Consider the following 18,687-nt stretch of genomic DNA (forward strand, 5'->3'; position numbering starts at 1 on the left):
ATGAAAACGCTCCTTTTGCTTACGACAATCAGCATTGTAGCCCCCGTGCAGGCCCAACCGGTCACGCCCAACTGGAACGAGGTCGGGCAACTGAAAACCCGCGACGCGAAAGCCATCCGGGCCAGTACGTGGAGCATCGGGGGTGAAACCCTCGACCGCGACTACACCGACTACCAGTCGTATAAGACGTATCTGGGGCCACTGGGTGCCAAGCGAATCCGGCTACAGGGCGGCTGGAGCAAGTGCGAGAAGGTCAAAGGTCAGTACGATTTTGCCTGGCTCGATGCCGTTATTCCCGATGCCGCCAGTCGGGGCGTGGCTCCCTGGGTTGAGTTGTCGTATGGCAACCCGATTTACGAGGGCGGTGGCGAGGCCAGGCTGATGGGCCGGATTCCTACTTCGCCCGAAGCGTTGGCAGCCTGGGACAACTGGGTCCGGGCGATGGTCACGCGCTACAAAAATCAGGTGCCGGAGTGGGAAATCTGGAACGAACCCGATGGTAATCCGCTCAACACGGGCGCGGAAATGGGGGTGTTCTACATTCGCACGGCCCGCGTCATTAAATCGGTTCAGCCGGAGGCCCGGCTCATTGCCCTGGGCATGGCGGGAGTCCCGAAGATCTCTTTCCTGACCGAGTTTTTCGACGTACTTAAACGCGAAAACGCCCTCGATCTGGTCGATATTCTGACGTATCACGGCTACAGCCCCAACCCCGATGAGTCGTATCCGAAGATCGAACAAATGCGGCAGTTAGTTTGGTCACACAACCCGAAGATTGTGTTCATGCAGGGCGAAAACGGGGCACCTTCACTACCAAAAGGCAAAACTGTTGGGGCCATGACCAATCTGGACTGGTCGGAGCTGACGCAGGCCAAGTGGGATTTGCGCCGGATGCTGGGCGACCACGGGCGGGGCATCGCCACCAACCTGTTCACCATCAGCGATATTCATTATGCTGCCGGGGATCACATGGTAGGGATTAACTCGAAAGGATTGCTCGAAACCAACCCCGACAAGACCATCAAACGGCCCAAGTTAGCCTATAAAGCCGCGCAACACGTGTTCTCGCTCTTCGACGATCAACTCGAAACGCTGTTGACTGTAAAACCCACCACCGATCAGCCGACGGTCTACGCCTTTGCGTACCGCCATAAAGCTAATCGGGGTAGTTTGGTTACGCTCTGGAGTGGCGAGACCCGCCCCGCCGAAACCTACGAACCGAAGCCCACCACGCTGACCGTTGAGGGGCAATTTACGCAACCTGTTTTTGTGGATTTGCTAACGGGCAAGGTGTACGCCCTGCCCAACGCCAACTGGTCAAAAACCACCCGAAACGGCGGCACTACGCATACGTTCACCAACGTACCTGTTCCCGATTACCCTATTCTGATTGCCGACAAAACCTCCCTCAACTTATGATTACGAAATCAGCTTTTTTCGCCGTTGCCCTCGCGCTAACTGGTTTACTGTCCGGTTGCACCAAAGAAACAGGCAGCGCGTCCGTTGCGCCAGTGGATACAGTGCCGGCGAAAGCCACTGCCGCTGCTACAGCCGGTCAACTTTTCTATGTGTCGGGCGCAACGGGCAACGACAGCCGCACGGCCACCCAGGCCCAAAACCCGGCTACGCCCTGGAAAACCATTCAGAAGGGCGTGAGCAGCCTGCCCGGAGGGGCCACCCTCGTGATTTCGGGCGGCATCTACACCGAAAAAGTGGTCGTGCCTGCCTCAGCCAACGGCACAGCCCAGGCCCCCACGGTGATCCGCAGCAAACAAGGCGAAACGGCCACCCTCGACGGGCAGAACACGGGCAGTCAGTGGGAAGGCTTGTGGCAACTCAAAAACAATCAGTACATTACGCTGAAAGGGCTGAAAGCGCAAAACGGATTCTGGTACGGCTTTTCGGGCGAAAGCTCAGGCAACATCCTCATCGACAGTTGCAGTACGGTCAACACCCGCGCGTCGGGGATTTACGTCAAGACCACTTCGAACCTGACCATCCGGCGCAACAACGTCCGCAAGGCTTGTCAGGAGCCGGGGCGCGATGCGAGCGGCAACGGAGCACAAGAATGCATTACGGTGGCTGCGGTGCAAAATTTTACCATTGTGGGCAATGAAGTCTGGGACAACCCGGTAGTGGGTGAAGGCGGTGAGGGTATCGACGCAAAGGCAGGCTCGACCAACGGCGAAATCACCCAGAACTACGTGCACGACCTGGTCGAGTTGGGTATCTACGTAGACGCCGGTAGCCGCGAAAGCCATACCATTCGGGTTCATGCCAACCGGATCATCAACTGTGCGGGCGGGCTGTTTGTGGCCGGTGAACTCGGCGGTACGGCCCTCGACATCTACTTCTACAACAACCTGGTGGTCAACGGGACGAGTTCGGGCTTTCAGTTTCAATCGACGGGCAACGGACGGTTTGTGAACATCTACGTCGTGAACAATACGTTCTACAACAACGGGCAAAAAGGCTTCGCGGGCGACGTGTCGAACTTCAGCAAGAACACGACGAACAGCAACCTCGTGATTCGGAACAATATCTTCTATAACAAAACCGCCAACTACCGCTACTCGATCTGGCACGACCTGGCGGCTCCACACGTCATTAGCAACAACTTGTTTTTCGATTTCAAACCGAGCAACAACGGGACCAACAGCTTCACGTCCAGCAACCTGACCGGTGCCGACTTACTGATTGACCCACTGTTTGCGAACGCGACATCGGGCGATTTTACACTGAAACCGACCTCCCCAGCCATCAACAAAGGGGCCGTGATTCTCTTGTCAGGTACGCCCCTGTTCACAACCGACCTGATTGGAAAACCCCGCGGGGCCAACGGCACCCGATGGGATATGGGTGCCTACGAAAACTAATGCACACAAACCGCTTCTATATCGCCCTGCTTTCAGGTATGTTGCTGACCGCCCCGGTTAGTGTTGCGCAGCGTATCGACACCACCGCCGACCAGCGGTCCGGCGTACTGGTGAAAACCACATTTTCGCCGGGCTGGAAGCGGCTGGGTACGTTGAAACCGCGCCCGGCCACAGCAATCAAATCGTCCAACTGGATCATTGGCTGCGAAACCCTCGACCGTGATCTGACCGATTACGAGCAGTACAAAACCTACCTCGTGCCGCTCGGCATCAGGCGGTTGCGGATGCAGGCGGGTTGGGCCAAAACCGAAAAAGTGAAAGGGGTGTATGATTGGGCGTGGTTAGACAAGATTATCGACGATGCGGCTGCCCGTGGCCTGGAACCCTGGCTCGAAACGGGTTACGGAAACCCAATCTACGAAGGTGGCGGTGGCATCAATCTGAGTGCGGGTATTCCCACGTCACCCGAAGCACTCCGGGCCTGGGACAAGTGGGTGGCGGCTTTGGTGGATCGCTATAAAACCAAAGTCCGGGAGTGGGAAGTGTGGAACGAACCCAATTTCGGCGACAACGAATTCAATACGCCTGAATTGGTAGCGGATCTGAACATTCGAACAGCAGAAATCATCAAACGGATTCAGCCAACGGCCAAAATTTCGGGTCTGGCGATGGGCCATATTGATCTGAAATACGCCGATACGTTCTTCAAAACGATTCATCAGCAGGGCAAGATGAATCTGTTTGACAACATGACCTACCACGATTATGTCTATAATCCCGACTCGAACTATGACAGGGTGGCCGATCTAAGGCGGGTTCTGGACAAATACGCCCCCAACGTAAAACTCCGTCAGGGCGAAAACGGCAGTCCATCGCTTGGCGGGCCAAACCGGGGTGCCATTGGCGATTACGACTGGAGCGAACTCTCGCAGGCCAAGTGGAATATCCGCCGGATGCTGGGCGATTTGGGCCACGACATCGAGAGTAGCATTCTGGGCATCATCGAGATGAATTACGGGAAAACGAGCGGCCCCATCACCCGCATGAACGTCAAAGGCATTATCCAGTCGGATTCTCTGAAACGGGCCGTTCGCCCCAAAATGGCCTATTACGCCATGCAAAACGTAGCGTCGGTTTTTGATAATGAGTTGGTTAGGATCAAGAATTTGCACGACACGCACAACATCAATGCGACGGTTAGTGCTGACGAAATCAAGTACAACAAAGGCACCGACCGGAGTTTGTCGGTGTACGGCTACGCGCACAAAACCACCCAAAAGCAGGTATTTACGATCTGGATGGACGAGGCCATTCCGACCAATACCAACCAACCGAAAAACATCAATTTCACCCTGCTGAACGCCCGTTTCGACCAACCGGTTTATGTGGACCTACTGACCGGGGCCGTGTATGAAATTCCTGACGATCAGATCCTAAAAAAAGGCCGTAACCTGACGTTTAAGAATTTGCCTGTGTATGATTCGCCCGTACTGATTGCCGATAAATCGCTATTGACATTTTGAGTTATGGCTTACTCAGGAAATTGCTGACGCACGCGTAGAGACGCAAAATCTTGCGTCTCTACAGACCCGGATGGCACGCCGATGCTGTTTTAAAACAATTTTTAAAGTCCATGAAAAGACTACTGTTTTGGTTCTTATTGTCTGGCACCCTTGCCCTTGCCCAACCGACAAAGCCCGTTAGCACCTCGGCTATCGCCAATTTGGTGTTGAACAAAGGGCTGAACACGGTAGACATGGGTGCGTACCCAGGCAGTTTGCTGATGCAAAGCATGAGCGAACTGGCGGTGAATCAGGGCGGGCCGGAGTTACTCTCGCAAACCCTCGACCTGTTCGCACTTTACAAGCAAAACCGCATCAAAGGCCGGGGGTCGGCCATTAGCTACGAGGCTGGGGGCAGCGGGGCAGCGTACCTGACGTACCTGAAAAAATCGGCGGTCCTGACCGAGCAGGTAGCCACCACCGCCGAGAAGATGATGCAGAAACAGACGCGCTCGAAAGACGGCATCATGACGGCGGGCTGGCTCAAAGACCCCAACGAGCAGGTGTTTATCGACATGGCGTTTGCCGTAACACCCTACCTGCTCTACAGCGGGTTGGCCCTAAACAAGCCCGCCTACGTCGACATGGCCGTTTCGCAAACCCTTGACTTATTCAAGATTTTGCACGACCCCGCCACGGGCCTCATCCATCAAGGCCGGGGGTTCACGGGCAAGGGCAGCATCTCGGAAGATAACTGGAGCCGGGGCAACGGCTGGGGATCGCTGGCCCTGGCCAGTCTGGTACGCGACCTACCCGATGCACACCCCCGCAAAAAAGACGTAAACGCGCTGGCCAGGCAGTTCTTCACGGCGGTGCTGAAACACCAGAACGCCGAGGGATTGTGGCATCAGGAAATGAGCGACCCCAACACGTTTGTCGAAACGTCGGGCAGTGGGTTGCTGCTCTACGGGCTGGGCATTGCCATCGAGAAAAAGATCATTTCTAAAAACAAACAAGCTGATTTTCAGCGCGGACTGAGTGGATTGCTGGCCTACATCGGACCCGACGGGTCGGTGGGGAGCGTGTGCGGGCCGTGTTTGTGTCCGGGCAAAGGCACCAAAGCCGATTACGCCCAAAAGGTCGGCCAATACAACGACGCGCACGGCTTCGGGCCGGTGGTGCTGGCCTTCGCGCAGGCCCTCCGGCTGGGAATCAGGGAGGTCGTACCAACCCAACCGCCGGGCCGCTACGTCATACCCGATACAACCCTCCGCAAGCCCCAAACGTACATTCGGTACATGCCCGAAGCCAACGGCAACATTCTTTGGGAAAACGACCGGGTGGCGTTTCGGGTCTATGGTCCGCCCGTGAAAGACCGCGTCAGCAGCGGCATCGACGTGTGGACAAAATCAGTCGATTACCCCATCATCGACAAGTGGTATCGGCAGAATGCCGCCGGGAAAGAATACCATCAGGACTGGGGCGAGGGCTGCGATTTTTTCCACGTCGGGTTTGGGCGGGGCAACGGCGGCACGGCTATCTGGCAAGACGGCAAGCCCTACATTTCGCAACCCTACACCACCCACCGGATTCTGAGAAATTCGCCCGAAGAAATCGAGTTCGAGCTGGTCTATGCGCCCTGGGAAGTGGATGGTGGTTCGGCAGGAAAGTATAGAGTGTCAGAGCGCAAGACCATCAGCATGACGATGGGAACGTACCTGTTCAAGGTGATCAGCACGTTCGAGACCGACTACAAAGGCCCGCTAACGGTTGGCATCGGTATTTCCTTCGCCGGCATGCCGGAGGTAATCACCAACGCACAAACCGGTACGCTCACCGGCTGGGAATCGTACTTGCCCAAAAACGGCGAACTCGGCACCACCGTGATCACGAATCCAGCCCTGGTGCAAGGGTATGCCACGGTCGGGAAAGAACAGTTTATGCTCGTCAACGCGAAGGCGGGGCAACCCATCACGTACTACGTTGGCGCAGGCTGGAGCAAGAGTCCCACCATCAAAACCAAGCAAGACTGGCTCGACTATATAAAGAATGAAATACCGAAACTGAGTTTTTGAACTACCCCACCCCAACCCCTCCCCGTTAGGGAGGGGCTTCGGACTCGGCCCTTTAGCGGAGCATTAGCCCCTCCCTAACGGGGAGGGGTTGGGGTGGGGTAACAACTGAACCACTATGAATCAACTCCAAACCCTCGACTATGCGGCCATTGTGCTGTACATGGTCATGATGTCGGGCATCGGCATTTTTCTGGGCCGGTTCGTCAAGAACATCAACGATTACTTCAAGGGCGGTAGCGGGGTGTCGTGGGTGGCAGGCGGCATCAGCAACTTCATGACCAAGTTCAGCACGTTCATCTTCGTGGCCTATGCCGGCATCGCCTACTCCGACGGGCTGATTGCCATTACGGTCATCTGGAGTACCGTGTTCCCGTCGCTGATTGCCATTGGCTTGTTTGCCAAACGCTGGAAACGGGCGGGCATCATGAGTCCCGTGGAGTTTCTGGAGACCCGCTATAACGCCCCCATCCGGCAGTTGTTCTCGTGGAGTGGCGTGGTCTTCAAACTCCTCGACGACATGATTAAGCTGTATTCCATCGGGCTGTTCATCACGGCGGCTTCGGGGATGCCGTTCGAGACCGCCGTGATCGGCTGCGGCATCGTCGTGACGCTCTACACCGTGGTGGGCGGTTTTTGGGCCGTTATCGTCACCGACGTGGTGCAGTTCGTGATCCTCTTTTTTGCCACGCTGATTCTGGTGCCGCTGGCGTACAATGCCGCTGGTGGGCTGGAAAACATGCAGGCCGTGATTCCGCAGAACATGACGTGGTTCAACGGTAAAAAAGGCATCCCGATCTGGCTCGTTACGTACTACATCCTGCTCATCATCCGGTATCTGGGCAACTGGACGTTCATCCAACGGTTCTACAGTGCCAAAACCGAAACCGACGGGCAGAAATTAGCCGCGCTCTCGGCCTTCTTTTTCTTTCTCTTCCCCGTCATTTTCCTGTTCCCGCCGTTGGCCGCACGGGTCATTCTACCTGACCTGAAGAACCCCGAAATGGCCTACGTCAGCCTGTGCGTGAAGCTCTTGCCATCGGGCATTATGGGGCTGATGATGGCCGCGATGTTTGCCGCTACGATGTCGGTGCTCAGTGCCGAATACAACGTAACGGCCAGCGTCCTGACCCGCGACATCTATCAGCGCGTGTTTCGGCCCAATGCCAGTGGCAAAGAAAGCCTGCTCGTGGGTCGGCTGATGACGTTGCTCGTGGGCGGAATCGTCACGGTCGGGGCGTTGTTTGTGGCTGGATTCGGGGGGGCGTTCGAGGCCAACAAGCTGCTGGCGGGCATTTTTGCCGTGCCGATGATCGTGCCCGTCATTGTGGGCGTGCTGATGGCCAAACCGCAACCCTGGGGCGCGTTGGTGACGCTCTTTGGCGGCATCGCGCTGGGCTTCCTGATGCATGTTTTCTTCGTCAAAAACGACTACTTCCAGCTTGCTCCGGGCGTAATCGAAGAAGTACGTTGGGCAATTGCCACGCTGGTCGAAATCGCGTTTTGCTTCGGGATATTTATCGTGTCGGGCTACTTTAAATCAGCCGATGTGGCCTACAATGAGCGCGTGGCCGCTTTTTTCCGCAAGCTCACGGTTCCGTTCGTTCCGGCTAAAGAAAGCAAAAATGATGATGCCTTTGCTGATGCCATCCAACTCATGTACGGCATCGCCTTCGGGCTTACGGGCACTATGTTCGTCATCATGGGTTTCCCTTCGCGGGCTATGCTCAGCGGGCAATTGGCCCTCGGTGCGGGGTGTGTCTGTCTGCTGTTCTCGGCTATCCTCTGGTATCGTGCCAGAGCGGCCAAACGCCTGCAAACGAAACAAACGGCTCTTCGTGAATTAACCGACTAATCAAATACAACCATGAATTACCTCGAAAACAAAGTCATTTTCATCACGGGTGCAGCCAGCGGTATTGGCCGGGCCACGGCTAACGTGCTGCTCGAACAAGGCGCGAAGGTGTTCGATTTCAGCCTCAAAGACCGCCTGGCCGACGAACACCCCAACGGTTCGGTGCAGTCGTTCAACGGCGATGTGGGTAATGAAAGCGACGTGCAGGCTGCGTTTAAGCACTGTGTCGAGGCCTTCGGAACGGTCGATATCCTCATCAACAACGCCGGGTTGGGCATTCCACCCCCGACGTGTCTGAAACCGATCTAGCCACCTACGAACGCATGGTGAACACCAACATGCGGGGTGTGTTCCTCTGCAACCGCGAAGCCGTGCGGCTGATGAAGCCCAAACAGAGCGGCCATGTCGTAACGCTGGTGTCGATGGCCGGGCAGCGTACCAACCCCGGTGCGCCCATCTATTGTGCCTCGAAGTTTGGCGCACGGGGCCTGAGCAGCGGGTTAGCCGACCAGGTTCTGAAACTGGGTATTAAAGTAACGGAAGTAAACCCCGGCCCCGTCGATAGCAATTATTGGGGCGACCGGGCCGTTGCCCGCGAGAAGTTCCTGAAAGTGGACGATGTAGCCCGCACCATTGCCTTTGTGCTGAATCAACCCGACTACATGGTGATTCGGGAAATCAATTTTGACAACATGAAATTCTTAGCCGCATGAGCACTAAACCACACGCCAACGGGAAAGACACGGCTGTCCAACTCGCCCCAACCCGCCCCGAAACACCCGGATCGTCGGTCTATCCTGTCTCGATTGCCGAGATGCGTGAACGCTACCTGAAGCTCTACACGGGGGCCGTCAACGATGTGCTGCGCTTCACCTACAAGATGCAGACCACCTGCCTACCGGCCCATTTCGCCCCCCTGCGCGAGGGTATGAAACTGGCCGGGCAAGCCTTCACGGTGAAAGGTGCTCCCGACATCACGACCGACGGCGAAATGGAAACCCGCGCCCGGATGCTCGAAACGTTGCACGAAGATTCGGTCGTGATTTGGGACTGCACCGGCGACACCGTAACGGCCCAATGGGGCGAGGTGATGACGATGGCCGCCCAACGCATTGGTTGCCGGGGGGCCGTTATCAACGGTATTCGCGACACCCAGGCCATTCTGGACCTGGGCTTTCCAGTATTTTATCAGTACAAAACCAACACCGGTATGATGGGCCGGTTCCGGCTCTACCACTACCAGAAACCCATCCTGATGGGCGACGTAGTGGTGGAACCCGGCGACTGGATTTTCGGCGACATCGACGGGGTAATTTCGATCCCCAAGGCCATTGCCTACGACGTACTGCTTGCTGCCGAGAAGATTCTGGACCGAGAAGTGGTCATCCGCGACATGGTAGAAAGCGGCATGAAACCCACCGACGTCGTGAAAAACGGCGGGTATTTCTGATTTACATGGCCCGTGTAGAGACGCAAGATTTTGCGTCTCATCGCCGGACGGTTTTCATGCGTCAGCAATTCGCGTGAAAAATTGCTGACGCATCATCATTGCTGACGCGCCTGAGCCGCAAAATCTTGCGGCTCTACAGTGCGATCAAACAAAAAACACAACGTGGAAAACACAACAGCCAGTAGTTGCTTTCTGTCCAGTTTGGAACGTCAGAAGATCAAAGATCTGATAGCCGATGGCGATCCGCTGCTGTGTCAGTTCAGGGCGGCTTTGCACGAGCGGGTATATGCTCGTGTGGCTACGAAGGGATTGCTGGGGCCAGATGCCACAACCGCCTGGTACTACCCGGCGGCTGAATACCTTTCGGATGCGGCTATGCTGTACACGCTGGAACCGGAGGAGAGGTTGGCGAACTGGCTCCGCACAGTCGCGCTCGACATTGCCCGCACGTCGGCCTACGACTGGGCCGGGCCTGCCTTCCGCGACCACAAGGAGCCGCTGACGGGCCATCTCGAAACGGCGCACCTGTGCTGGGCATTGGCTGCGGTATATGACCTGGCCAAAGACGCTTTTTCGGAGTCAGAACAAGCCGAAATCCGGCAGGCACTGGCCGAAAAAGGCATTGCGCTCTGTCGCCAGTGGATCGCCAAAAATAACCATCTGGCTAACTGGCGAGGCATCCTGACGTCAGGCGTGGTAGTGGCCGCTGCCGTGTTGGGAGATCAAGACACTTTAGACGAATACATACCAGAACTGGTCCGTTGTGCCCTCGCGTTCCAGCCCGACGGTTCCTACGGCGAATCGCTGCAATACGGCAATTACCTGGCTTATGCGCTCACGTTGGGCTACGAATCGCTCTGCCGGACGTACCCGGAACGGGCCGCTCAACTCGATGTGTCTACCTACGGGCGTGGGCTGCACTGGATGGTCAGCAGTCTGTTTTATCAAAAGCCGATGGGCGGTAGCTGGGGGACGGAACCCCGCGCCCGTGCCGCCAATTTCAACGACAGCGCGGCCATTTACCGGCCATCGGGCGACGTACTGCTGCACCTCGCAGCCCGGAGCAACGTACCTGACGAGCGCGGATTAGCCCGTTATCTATTTGAGACGTACTACGCAACGGTGCCGACGCAGGGGCCGCACGACCTGGCTACGTTCGGGATGGTCAACGACTGGGGTTTTCTGACGCTGCCGTTGTTAACCCACGAAAGCCAATCAATTAGCCCTAAAGAAGCAGATTTACCGCTCACGCATTCGTTCAGCAACGGTCATGCGTTCTTGCGCGATGTCTGGGATGGACGTACCATCGTGGCCATCAACGGCGGGGGCGACCCGCTGCATGGCCCGGGCCACCTTCACGGCGACCTGAACAGTTTTATCCTCGTCCACAACCGCGAACGGCTGCTCGTTGACCCCGGCCATAGCTGTTACCGCAACCTGATTCACGGCCTCGAAAGCAGCACCCAAACCCACAACACCTGCACGTTTCTCGTGGAAGCGGAGAGCCTGGGTTTGCAGGAAGACAAAGCCAAAGCCACCGTGTTGGAGCAACGGAGCGTATTACCCCGCCGACTCATCACCAACGGCGTTCCCGGCCCACCCATTGACCGGGGCAATCGGCGGTTATCGGTTGACAGGCAGGACGTAGTGAGCGTTGTTGGGGCCGAAATTAGCCAGGCTTGTGGGGCACCCATTCAGCACTTTAGCCGGTTCTGGTTGTTAGCCGGTAGCCACGTGTTGTTCGTCGTAGATCGGATCGAGGCAAGCCAACCGGTCACGACTATCTGGAACTGGCTGGTCAACAACCGCGACGGGAAAGCGCAAGTGAACACGAGCAACGTACCCGGAGCAACGCACCTGACTGTCAGACGAAACGAAGCTGGCATGAAGCTCTTTCACGGGAGCAACGGCACGCTCGGCCATCCCGTTTATGGGTACGTGCATGATGCCTACCACGTCGAACCAGCAAATCGGGGCGCAGGTCGGCCCGGTTCGGGTTTGCTCTACCGCTGGACTGAACCGGCCCCACTGCAAACCCGCACGGTCGTCCACGCCATCGCCCTCGACGAAGCTCACCGGATCGATACCTGGCAATTACGTACCGAACCCAACCGCTACACGCTCACCAACGGCCACAAGCAGTGGACACTCGAAACGGGTACTAACCTGTACCGACTCGTTTCGGGCCACGGACGCGTGTGGACAGTCGCCAGCGAGAACGACCGATGGACACTACAATATTGATTATCAAGGGGATCGACCACCCGGCAGTAGCCGCCAACGACGTAGATGAACTCGCCGATTGGTACTGCGCAATGTTCGGTTACGAGAAGTGGTTCCGCCACGACAAGCCGGTCTGGATGCTCCGCGCCCCCGACGGTACGCTGCTCGAAGTGATGCCTAAAGACGACACCGCCCGGCCCACGCGTACCACCTGGACACCCGGTTGGTCGCACCTCGCCCTGCGCGTCGAAGACATCGACAAAGCCATCGCCTTTCTTGACACGCAACAGGTGACGTGGGGTGGCGACATCATCAACGCCATCGGGGGCGGGCGCGTCCGCAACCTCTTCGACCCCGACGGCAACATGCTCCAGATTCTGGAACGACCAATCACTCAATAAGCATGACAAATCCCTTCAAAATCAGAGGTCTTGACCATCCGGCGGTAGCCGCCAACAACGTAGACGAACTCGCCGACTGGTATTGCACGGTGCTGGGATACGAACGTCATTTTCGGGACGACCGCCCTATTTGGCTCCTGAAAGCCGAAGACGGCACTATTCTCGAAATTCTTCCCAAAGACAACAACCCGCGCCCCGTCCGCACGAATCTCACGCCCGGCTGGTCGCATGTCGCCTTCAAGGTCGACGACATCGAAGCTGCCATCGAACACCTCGACAGCCACCATATCAAGTGGTCGAGCGTACTGTCGCCCGCAACGGGTGGTGGTCGGGTACGTACCTTCTTCGACCCCGAAGGCAATGTTTTACAGATTTTACAACGCGACGCCAACCTGTAGAGACGCATAGTAATGCGTCTCTACAAAAGACCAATAATTATGAAGGCATTACTTTTTACTGGTAACCAGTCATTTAGACTTGAAGCCCAGCCACCCCAAGCACCCCGGCCCGGTGAGGTACAGCTCCGCGTGGCCTACTGTGGCGTGTGCGGCACCGACGTACACATCTACCACGGCGCGATGGCCCATCGGCTGCGGTTGCCACAGGTCATTGGCCACGAGGTATCGGCAGAAGTAGCCGCCGTGGGCGACGGCGTAACCGGCTGGCAACCCGGCGACCGCGTCACGGTGCGCCCCCTCCAACCCGGCCCCGATGACCCCTCCGACAACGGACAGCGGCACATCGGCAAAAACCTGACATTCATCGGCATCGACTCGCCGGGCGGGATGCAAACCCACTGGAACGTACCGGCCCACACCCTGCACCGCCTGCCCGATACCCTCTCGCTGCAACTCGGTGCCCTCATCGAGCCGTTGGCCGTGGCTTGCCACGACGTGCGGTTGGGCGAGGTGCAACCCGGCGAGCAGGTGGTGGTCATCGGTGGTGGCCCCATCGGGATGCTCGTTGCGTTGGTGGCCCGGCAAAAGGGTGCCAACGTACTGGTGTCGGAAGTGAACCCCGCCCGGCTGGCCCTCGCCGAATCGCTGGAGCTGGCAACGGCGAATCCGAAGGAGCAAGACTTAGTATCTGAGGTTGAGCGGTTTACCAACGGAGCAATGGCCGATGTCGTATTCGAGGTGTCGGGCGTAGCGGCTGGCGTACAGGCCATGACGCAGGTAGCGCGGGCGCGGGGCCGTATCGTGATGGTGGCCATCCACGCCGACCCGAAGCCGGTCGATCTGTTCCGGTTTTTCTGGCGCGAATTGCGGCTCATCGGGGCGCGGGTCTACGAGCCGCAGGACTTCGAGGAAGCCATCGCACTGGCCGCGTCGGGTACGTTGCCGCTCGATCAACTCATCACCCAAGTGTCGCCCTTAGCCGAGGCCAAAACCGTGTTCGAGACCATCGACAGTAACCCGGCTGGGATGAAGTATTTGTTAGAGGTGAACTAACCGGTCTAACTCGTGAAAGTCCATAATCTGGTGTTGGTACTCGTTGGCCTTGCTGGCCCCCTGTCGGCTCAACCGGATCTGGCCCGGCCAGGCGCGGCCCAACCGGATCGCCGGACCGCCATCAAGCGGCTGTACCTGGCCAACGATGACCATACCGACTACATGTGGACGGCCAACGAAGCCCGCTATGACTCGGCCTACGTGCGGATGCTCGATTACTACATGGGCCAAATCGAGGCCTCGCGCCATAATCCCGACGATTTCCAGACGCGCTGGAACTGCGACGGCAGCTATTGGCTACGTACCTACCAGAAATACCGCTCCCCGGCGCAGTTTGATCGGCTGATCGGGATGATCCGGTCGGGGCACGTCAGCAGTCCGCTCAATTCGGTAGTTAGCACTTACGGCGGGCAACCCACCGAGGCCGTGCTGCGGGGCATGTTCTACGCCGGGCGGCTCGAACGTACCTACAGTCGAGGGTCGGCCCCGCTCCGGTTTCCGATGGCGGTAGCGATGGAAGATCAAACCCTGCCGTTGGGCCTTGCATCGTTGTGGGCGGGGTCGGGCGCTCGCTATAGCTGGAAGGGCGTTTGCAACTGCGCCACCCGAATCGGGCATAAACTACGCGTTCGTCGGCATCCGCTGTATCGCTATACAGGCCTCGATGGGCGGGGTGTGCTGATGAAATGGTACAATATTCCGGGCGAAAACACGGGGCTGGGTGGCTACGCCGAAACCCGTCAGCAAAACAAAGCAACCGACCTAATCGCCAGCCTGACCAAAACCGTCGATGACCTGACCACGCTCTGCGACACGGCTTCGGCCTACCCCTACAACGTAGCGGGGGCGTTCGGCTACGGCTGGGACGACCTCGACACCTACAACGCCCCGGCGTTTGGCACCGTAGCCCGGCAAACGACCAACCCCACGCGCCGGGTGCGGGCCTCCAACGAAATCGACTTCTTCCGCGACGTGGAGCAGACGTACCCGAACCTACCCGCCCAGTCGGTATCGCTGGGAAATGAGTGGGACGTGTACCCGGCCTCACTCAACGAAACCACCGCTCAGGTACGTCGGGCTACCGAAAAATTGCGGGCCGCCGAAGCCCTGGCCACGCTGGTTTCGCTCAAAAATCCCGCGTTTGGAAGCGACTTAACATCGGAGAAAGAGGCCGCGTGGGATGCCTACGGGCTGTATTGGGAGCACAATTGGACTGCCGACGGCCCCATTACCCGCTCCGACCGGGCCGATTGGCAGATTCGGCAGAAAAACGCCATCGTGCGCTACGTCGATACGCTCTACAACCGGGCGGTGCTGGGTTTGGGGCAACAACTCAAAGCGGGTTCGGCGGACCGGTTTTTTGTGTTCAACCCCCTAAACTGGACCCGCACCGACGTGGCCGATCTGGCCTTTGCCAGCCCATCGCCCGTAACGGTCATCGACCTTACTACGGGCCGGGAAGCCGTGAGCCAACGGATTCAGAAAAATGGGCAGTCGTTTCTGCGGATTTGGGCCGAAAACGTACCCTCGGTTGGCTACAAAGTCTTCGAGATTCGCCCTGGTGTACCGACCCGTTGGCCCGATGCGGCTACCGTTACAGGCGAGGTGATCGAGACGGGTTCCTACCGCCTTCGACTCCGAAAATCGGGCGTAATCACGGAATTGACCGACTTACGGACGGGCCGCGAACTGGCTCGGCAGACCGATGGCCGGTGGTTGAACGACCTGGGTACAAAAAACCTCGACGCAGGTGAGCCGGTGGTGGTCGAGAATGCGGACGATACGGTGGACCGGGGGGTGTCGGTAACACTTCGGGCCGTTTCCAACGATCCTGTTCCCCACACCGTGCGGGTCACGCTCTACCGCAACAGCGGGACAAGTACACAGCCCCGTATCGAGATTGAAGATAGCATCCGGGCCAACTTCGGTGACCTCAAAACCTGGGCTTTTTCGCTGAACCTAACCAACCCCACCACCCACCACGGCGAGTTGGGGGCCGTACTGACCGCCAAAAAAGAGACAGTGGTGGTCACTATGCCGCCCGCAATGCCCGCTACGACTGGTTGACATTCAACCACTTTGCTGACCTGAGCGAACCGGCTTTCGGGCTGACGATCTCGAATGAAGACTGTTCGTTTTTTCGGCTCGGCCAAAGCACTGCCGACTCGCTTTGGGACACCTCAGCCCAACTCAACGCGCTCGCGGGCGGGCAAGCCGACGGCCCAACACTGGGCATCCAGAACCAACACGGAGCAACCGATTTTCGCTACCGTTTCGCACTGACCACGCACCACGGAGCCTTCGACGCAGCAACCGCCATGCGCTTTTCGCTCGAACACCAGAACCCGTTGGTCGCGGGCCGGGTTACGGGTTCGGTGAGCCAGTATCCCGAAAAAACGTATTCGTTTCTGAGCCTGACTGACGCCAATCCGGCGGGCAATCAACCCGGCGGGGTGCTGTTGTGGAGCCTGAAACCGAGCGAAGAGGGCATTGCCAGCGGGATAATTGCCCGGTTCTGGAATGCCGCCAACGGGACTGCTACGCCAACCCTCCGGCTGTCGCAACCTATCCAACAAGCCTGGCAAACGAGCCATATTGAAACAAACGAACGGGTACTGGAACCAACCAATCGGCAGCTCAAGATTCGCTTTTCACCACAACAGTTAAACACGTACCGGCTCAGGGTAGCCAACTGAGCCTAATTTTGTACCTATGGAAAGCCGTTTTACTCGCCAATTCCGTTTCCCTTTTCGTTCGGTTGTGGCCCTCTTGCTGTTACAGACTATGACGCTTAACGCCTGTGCGCCGGGGCGTTCGCTGCCTCACGGCAAACAGGAACCAAGGTTACAAGCCCTTGTCGAGGGCGAGTTAAGCGAGTCGGTGCCGGGGGTACTGCTGCACGTTGACTACCCCGACAAACGGTTTTTCTGGAGTGGAGCGGCTGGGGTGTCCGACAGGGAAAGCAAACAAAAACTGCAAGCAGATCAGCCCTTCCGAATCGCCAGCGTCACCAAAACCTTTGTGGCTTCGGCCATCCTGCGCCTGTGGGAGGATCAGAAACTGGCCTTAGACGACCCCATCATTCGCTTTATCGCCCCGGCGCATGTTGCCCTGCTGCGTCAGGGTGGGTATGCCGTCGAGCAGATAACCATACGGCACTTGCTTACACACTCCAGCGGTCTGTTCGACCATACCAACACGAAAACGTACCTGCCCAACGTGCTGAAGAACCCCACCCATCGCTGGACGCGAACGGAACAGATCACCGAAGCCGTTACGGGCGGCAAGCCAGTGGGGCAGCCGGGAGAGCGGTTTAGCTATTCCGATACAGGCTATATTCTGCTGGGCGAAATCATCGAAACCATCACACAAAAAAGCCTGAACGACGCCCTGCGTGATCTGCTTTCGTTTAAGCGATTGGGCCTCATCCATACCGCTTTCGAAAACACCTCTGGTCGGGCCGGGCAACCCCAAAACCGGCTGCATCAGTACATAGACGGCACCGATACATACCGTTTCGACCCGTCCATTGATCTATACGGTGGCGGTGGTCTGCTGTCGACGACGGCAGATCTGACCCGGTTTTACCAGGCTTTGTTCAGCCATCGTGTGTTTCGTCAGCGAGCAACCTTAGACACGATGCTGATGAAGCGCGACTACGCAACCGAAGCAAAAATGGATTACCGAATGGGTATTTACGCCACGAAGATCAATGGTTTGGATGCCTTCACCCATGCTGGTTATTGGGGTACGCAGGTTGTGTATATCCCGACCTTAAAACTGGCCATGGCAACGAACTACAGTCAGTTCTGGGCGCAACGTGGCAACGCGCCTATACTGGCCAACGCGTTAACGGAACTACAAAATGGGCAGTAAGTGCCGCCCGTAACACACAACGGAATGGCGTGTATTCGGGCAATTCGTTGCAACGGCTTGTCGGGGTCTTAACCCCGTCGCGCATATAACTTCTGGTACGCTTGCGGACTCACACCCGTAATGATTTTGAAATGTTTATGAAAGCTGGTGAAGTTGTTAAAACCGCTTTCGTAGCAGATTTGCTTATTATTTAACTGGTTTTCCAACAGCAACTTACAGGCGTAACCTACCCGTATTTCGAGCAGAAAATCGGTGAATGGTTTGCCTGTTTTCGATTTAAAGTAGCGGCAAAACGAACTCGGCACCAACCCCACTTTGGCCGCAATGGCTTCCAGCGGAATTTTCTCCCGAAAATGGTCGAAGGCATATTCGTAAATGGTGTTGATCCGCTCGGTTTCGGTTTCAGACGATTGGTGCCGGAACCCCAGCGACGACAGGGGCAGCACCTCCCGGCTGTCGCCCGTGGCAATAGCAACCAGACATTCCAGCAGGTGAATCAGGCGGTACGTACCTTCGGAATGCCTGATTTTATTCACCAGCAACGCCACTCGATCACGGGTTTGACCCTCTAGAAACAACCCCCGCCCCGACTGTTCGAGCGCAGTGCGGAGAAGCCGGTTTTCGGGTAGTTGCATGAAGCGATCACCCCAAAGGTTTTCGGTAAAGTGAATGACCGTTGAGCAAAGTAACTCGCCCGATTCTATTTCAGGAAAATCGTCGTCGTACCGCCAGAAGTGTGGCAGATTGCTTCCCACCAACACGATGGTATCGGCACTAAATCGCTGAATGTGGTCGCCCATAAACTGCGTACCGCTGCCCCGATGAATGTGAATTAGTTCGAGTTCGGGGTGATAATGCCAACGATTATTGATGTTGGGTTGCCGGAATTCCCGAAACGAAAACGAATGATCTGCCCCGCTGGGCACTTTCAGTAAATGGGGCTTCATGCAGGTAATTCAACGTTGGACAGAAACGCCATGA

The 18,687-nt window shown here is 57.2% G+C and carries 16 protein-coding genes; 15 read left to right on the top strand and 1 reads right to left on the bottom strand.

Annotated elements, in window-relative coordinates; all coding sequences use genetic code 11:
- The 15 genes from AWR27_RS16255 (at position 1) to AWR27_RS16315 (ending at position 17,706) form a co-directional block, all read left to right on the top strand.
- Positions 1-1,419 carry a GH39 family glycosyl hydrolase gene (locus tag AWR27_RS16255; RefSeq protein WP_077132141.1) on the top strand — a complete coding sequence of 473 codons (1,419 nt, stop codon included), beginning with the start codon at positions 1-3 and terminating at the stop codon, positions 1,417-1,419.
- Entirely contained in the window at positions 1,416-2,876 is a 1,461-nt protein-coding gene (locus AWR27_RS16260; RefSeq protein ID WP_077132142.1) for a right-handed parallel beta-helix repeat-containing protein, read from the top strand. The genes AWR27_RS16255 and AWR27_RS16260 overlap by 4 nt, the downstream gene beginning before the upstream one ends.
- Entirely contained in the window at positions 2,876-4,399 is a 1,524-nt protein-coding gene (locus AWR27_RS16265) for a GH39 family glycosyl hydrolase (protein WP_083732880.1), read from the top strand. Before AWR27_RS16260 ends, AWR27_RS16265 begins: the two co-directional genes overlap by 1 nt.
- 110 nt (positions 4,400-4,509) lie before the next feature.
- On the top strand, positions 4,510-6,453 hold the full coding sequence (locus tag AWR27_RS16270) for a DUF4861 family protein (protein WP_077132144.1): 1,944 nt from the start codon (positions 4,510-4,512) through the stop codon (positions 6,451-6,453).
- A gap of 115 nt (positions 6,454-6,568) precedes the next feature.
- Positions 6,569-8,305, top strand: coding sequence for a sodium:solute symporter family transporter (locus AWR27_RS16275; protein WP_077132145.1), 1,737 nt, complete (start codon positions 6,569-6,571; stop codon positions 8,303-8,305).
- A 12-nt stretch (positions 8,306-8,317) separates the two neighbouring features.
- The gene (locus AWR27_RS25935) at positions 8,318-8,614 is read left to right on the top strand and encodes an SDR family NAD(P)-dependent oxidoreductase (protein WP_250637982.1); all 297 of its coding nucleotides are present in this window, start codon (positions 8,318-8,320) and stop codon (positions 8,612-8,614) included.
- The gene (locus tag AWR27_RS25940) at positions 8,596-9,018 is read left to right on the top strand and encodes an SDR family oxidoreductase (protein ID WP_250637983.1); all 423 of its coding nucleotides are present in this window, start codon (positions 8,596-8,598) and stop codon (positions 9,016-9,018) included. The genes AWR27_RS25935 and AWR27_RS25940 overlap by 19 nt, the downstream gene beginning before the upstream one ends.
- The gene (locus tag AWR27_RS16285; protein ID WP_083732881.1) at positions 9,015-9,755 is read left to right on the top strand and encodes an RraA family protein; all 741 of its coding nucleotides are present in this window, start codon (positions 9,015-9,017) and stop codon (positions 9,753-9,755) included. The genes AWR27_RS25940 and AWR27_RS16285 overlap by 4 nt, the downstream gene beginning before the upstream one ends.
- Before the next feature lie 201 nt (positions 9,756-9,956).
- The gene (locus tag AWR27_RS16290; protein ID WP_232325853.1) at positions 9,957-11,999 is read left to right on the top strand and encodes a heparinase II/III domain-containing protein; all 2,043 of its coding nucleotides are present in this window, start codon (positions 9,957-9,959) and stop codon (positions 11,997-11,999) included.
- A complete protein-coding gene (locus AWR27_RS16295; protein ID WP_077132146.1) occupies positions 11,981-12,379 on the top strand; it encodes a VOC family protein in 399 nt (132 codons plus the stop codon). The genes AWR27_RS16290 and AWR27_RS16295 overlap by 19 nt, the downstream gene beginning before the upstream one ends.
- A 2-nt stretch (positions 12,380-12,381) precedes the next feature.
- Positions 12,382-12,777: a VOC family protein gene (locus AWR27_RS16300; protein ID WP_077132147.1), complete on the top strand. Its 396-nt coding sequence runs from the start codon at positions 12,382-12,384 to the stop codon at positions 12,775-12,777.
- Between the two features lie 39 nt (positions 12,778-12,816).
- Complete coding sequence (locus AWR27_RS16305; RefSeq protein WP_077132148.1) at positions 12,817-13,830, top strand: zinc-dependent alcohol dehydrogenase; 1,014 nt, start codon at positions 12,817-12,819, stop codon at positions 13,828-13,830.
- Positions 13,831-13,842: 12 nt separating this feature from the next.
- Entirely contained in the window at positions 13,843-15,897 is a 2,055-nt protein-coding gene (locus tag AWR27_RS16310) for a glycoside hydrolase (RefSeq protein ID WP_232325854.1), read from the top strand.
- Positions 15,894-16,526: a glycosyl hydrolase-related protein gene (locus tag AWR27_RS25810; protein WP_232325855.1), complete on the top strand. Its 633-nt coding sequence runs from the start codon at positions 15,894-15,896 to the stop codon at positions 16,524-16,526. The genes AWR27_RS16310 and AWR27_RS25810 overlap by 4 nt, the downstream gene beginning before the upstream one ends.
- Positions 16,527-16,614: 88 nt before the next feature.
- A complete protein-coding gene (locus tag AWR27_RS16315; protein ID WP_198045020.1) occupies positions 16,615-17,706 on the top strand; it encodes a serine hydrolase domain-containing protein in 1,092 nt (363 codons plus the stop codon).
- Positions 17,707-17,774: 68 nt separating this feature from the next.
- Here AWR27_RS16315 and AWR27_RS16320 read toward each other — a convergent pair whose 3' ends face one another.
- Positions 17,775-18,653, bottom strand: coding sequence for an AraC family transcriptional regulator (locus tag AWR27_RS16320; RefSeq protein ID WP_077132150.1), 879 nt, complete (start codon positions 18,651-18,653; stop codon positions 17,775-17,777).
- Positions 18,654-18,687: the final 34 nt, after the last annotated feature.

Source organism: Spirosoma montaniterrae (assembly GCF_001988955.1).
In the GTDB taxonomy this organism is placed as follows: domain Bacteria; phylum Bacteroidota; class Bacteroidia; order Cytophagales; family Spirosomataceae; genus Spirosoma; species Spirosoma montaniterrae.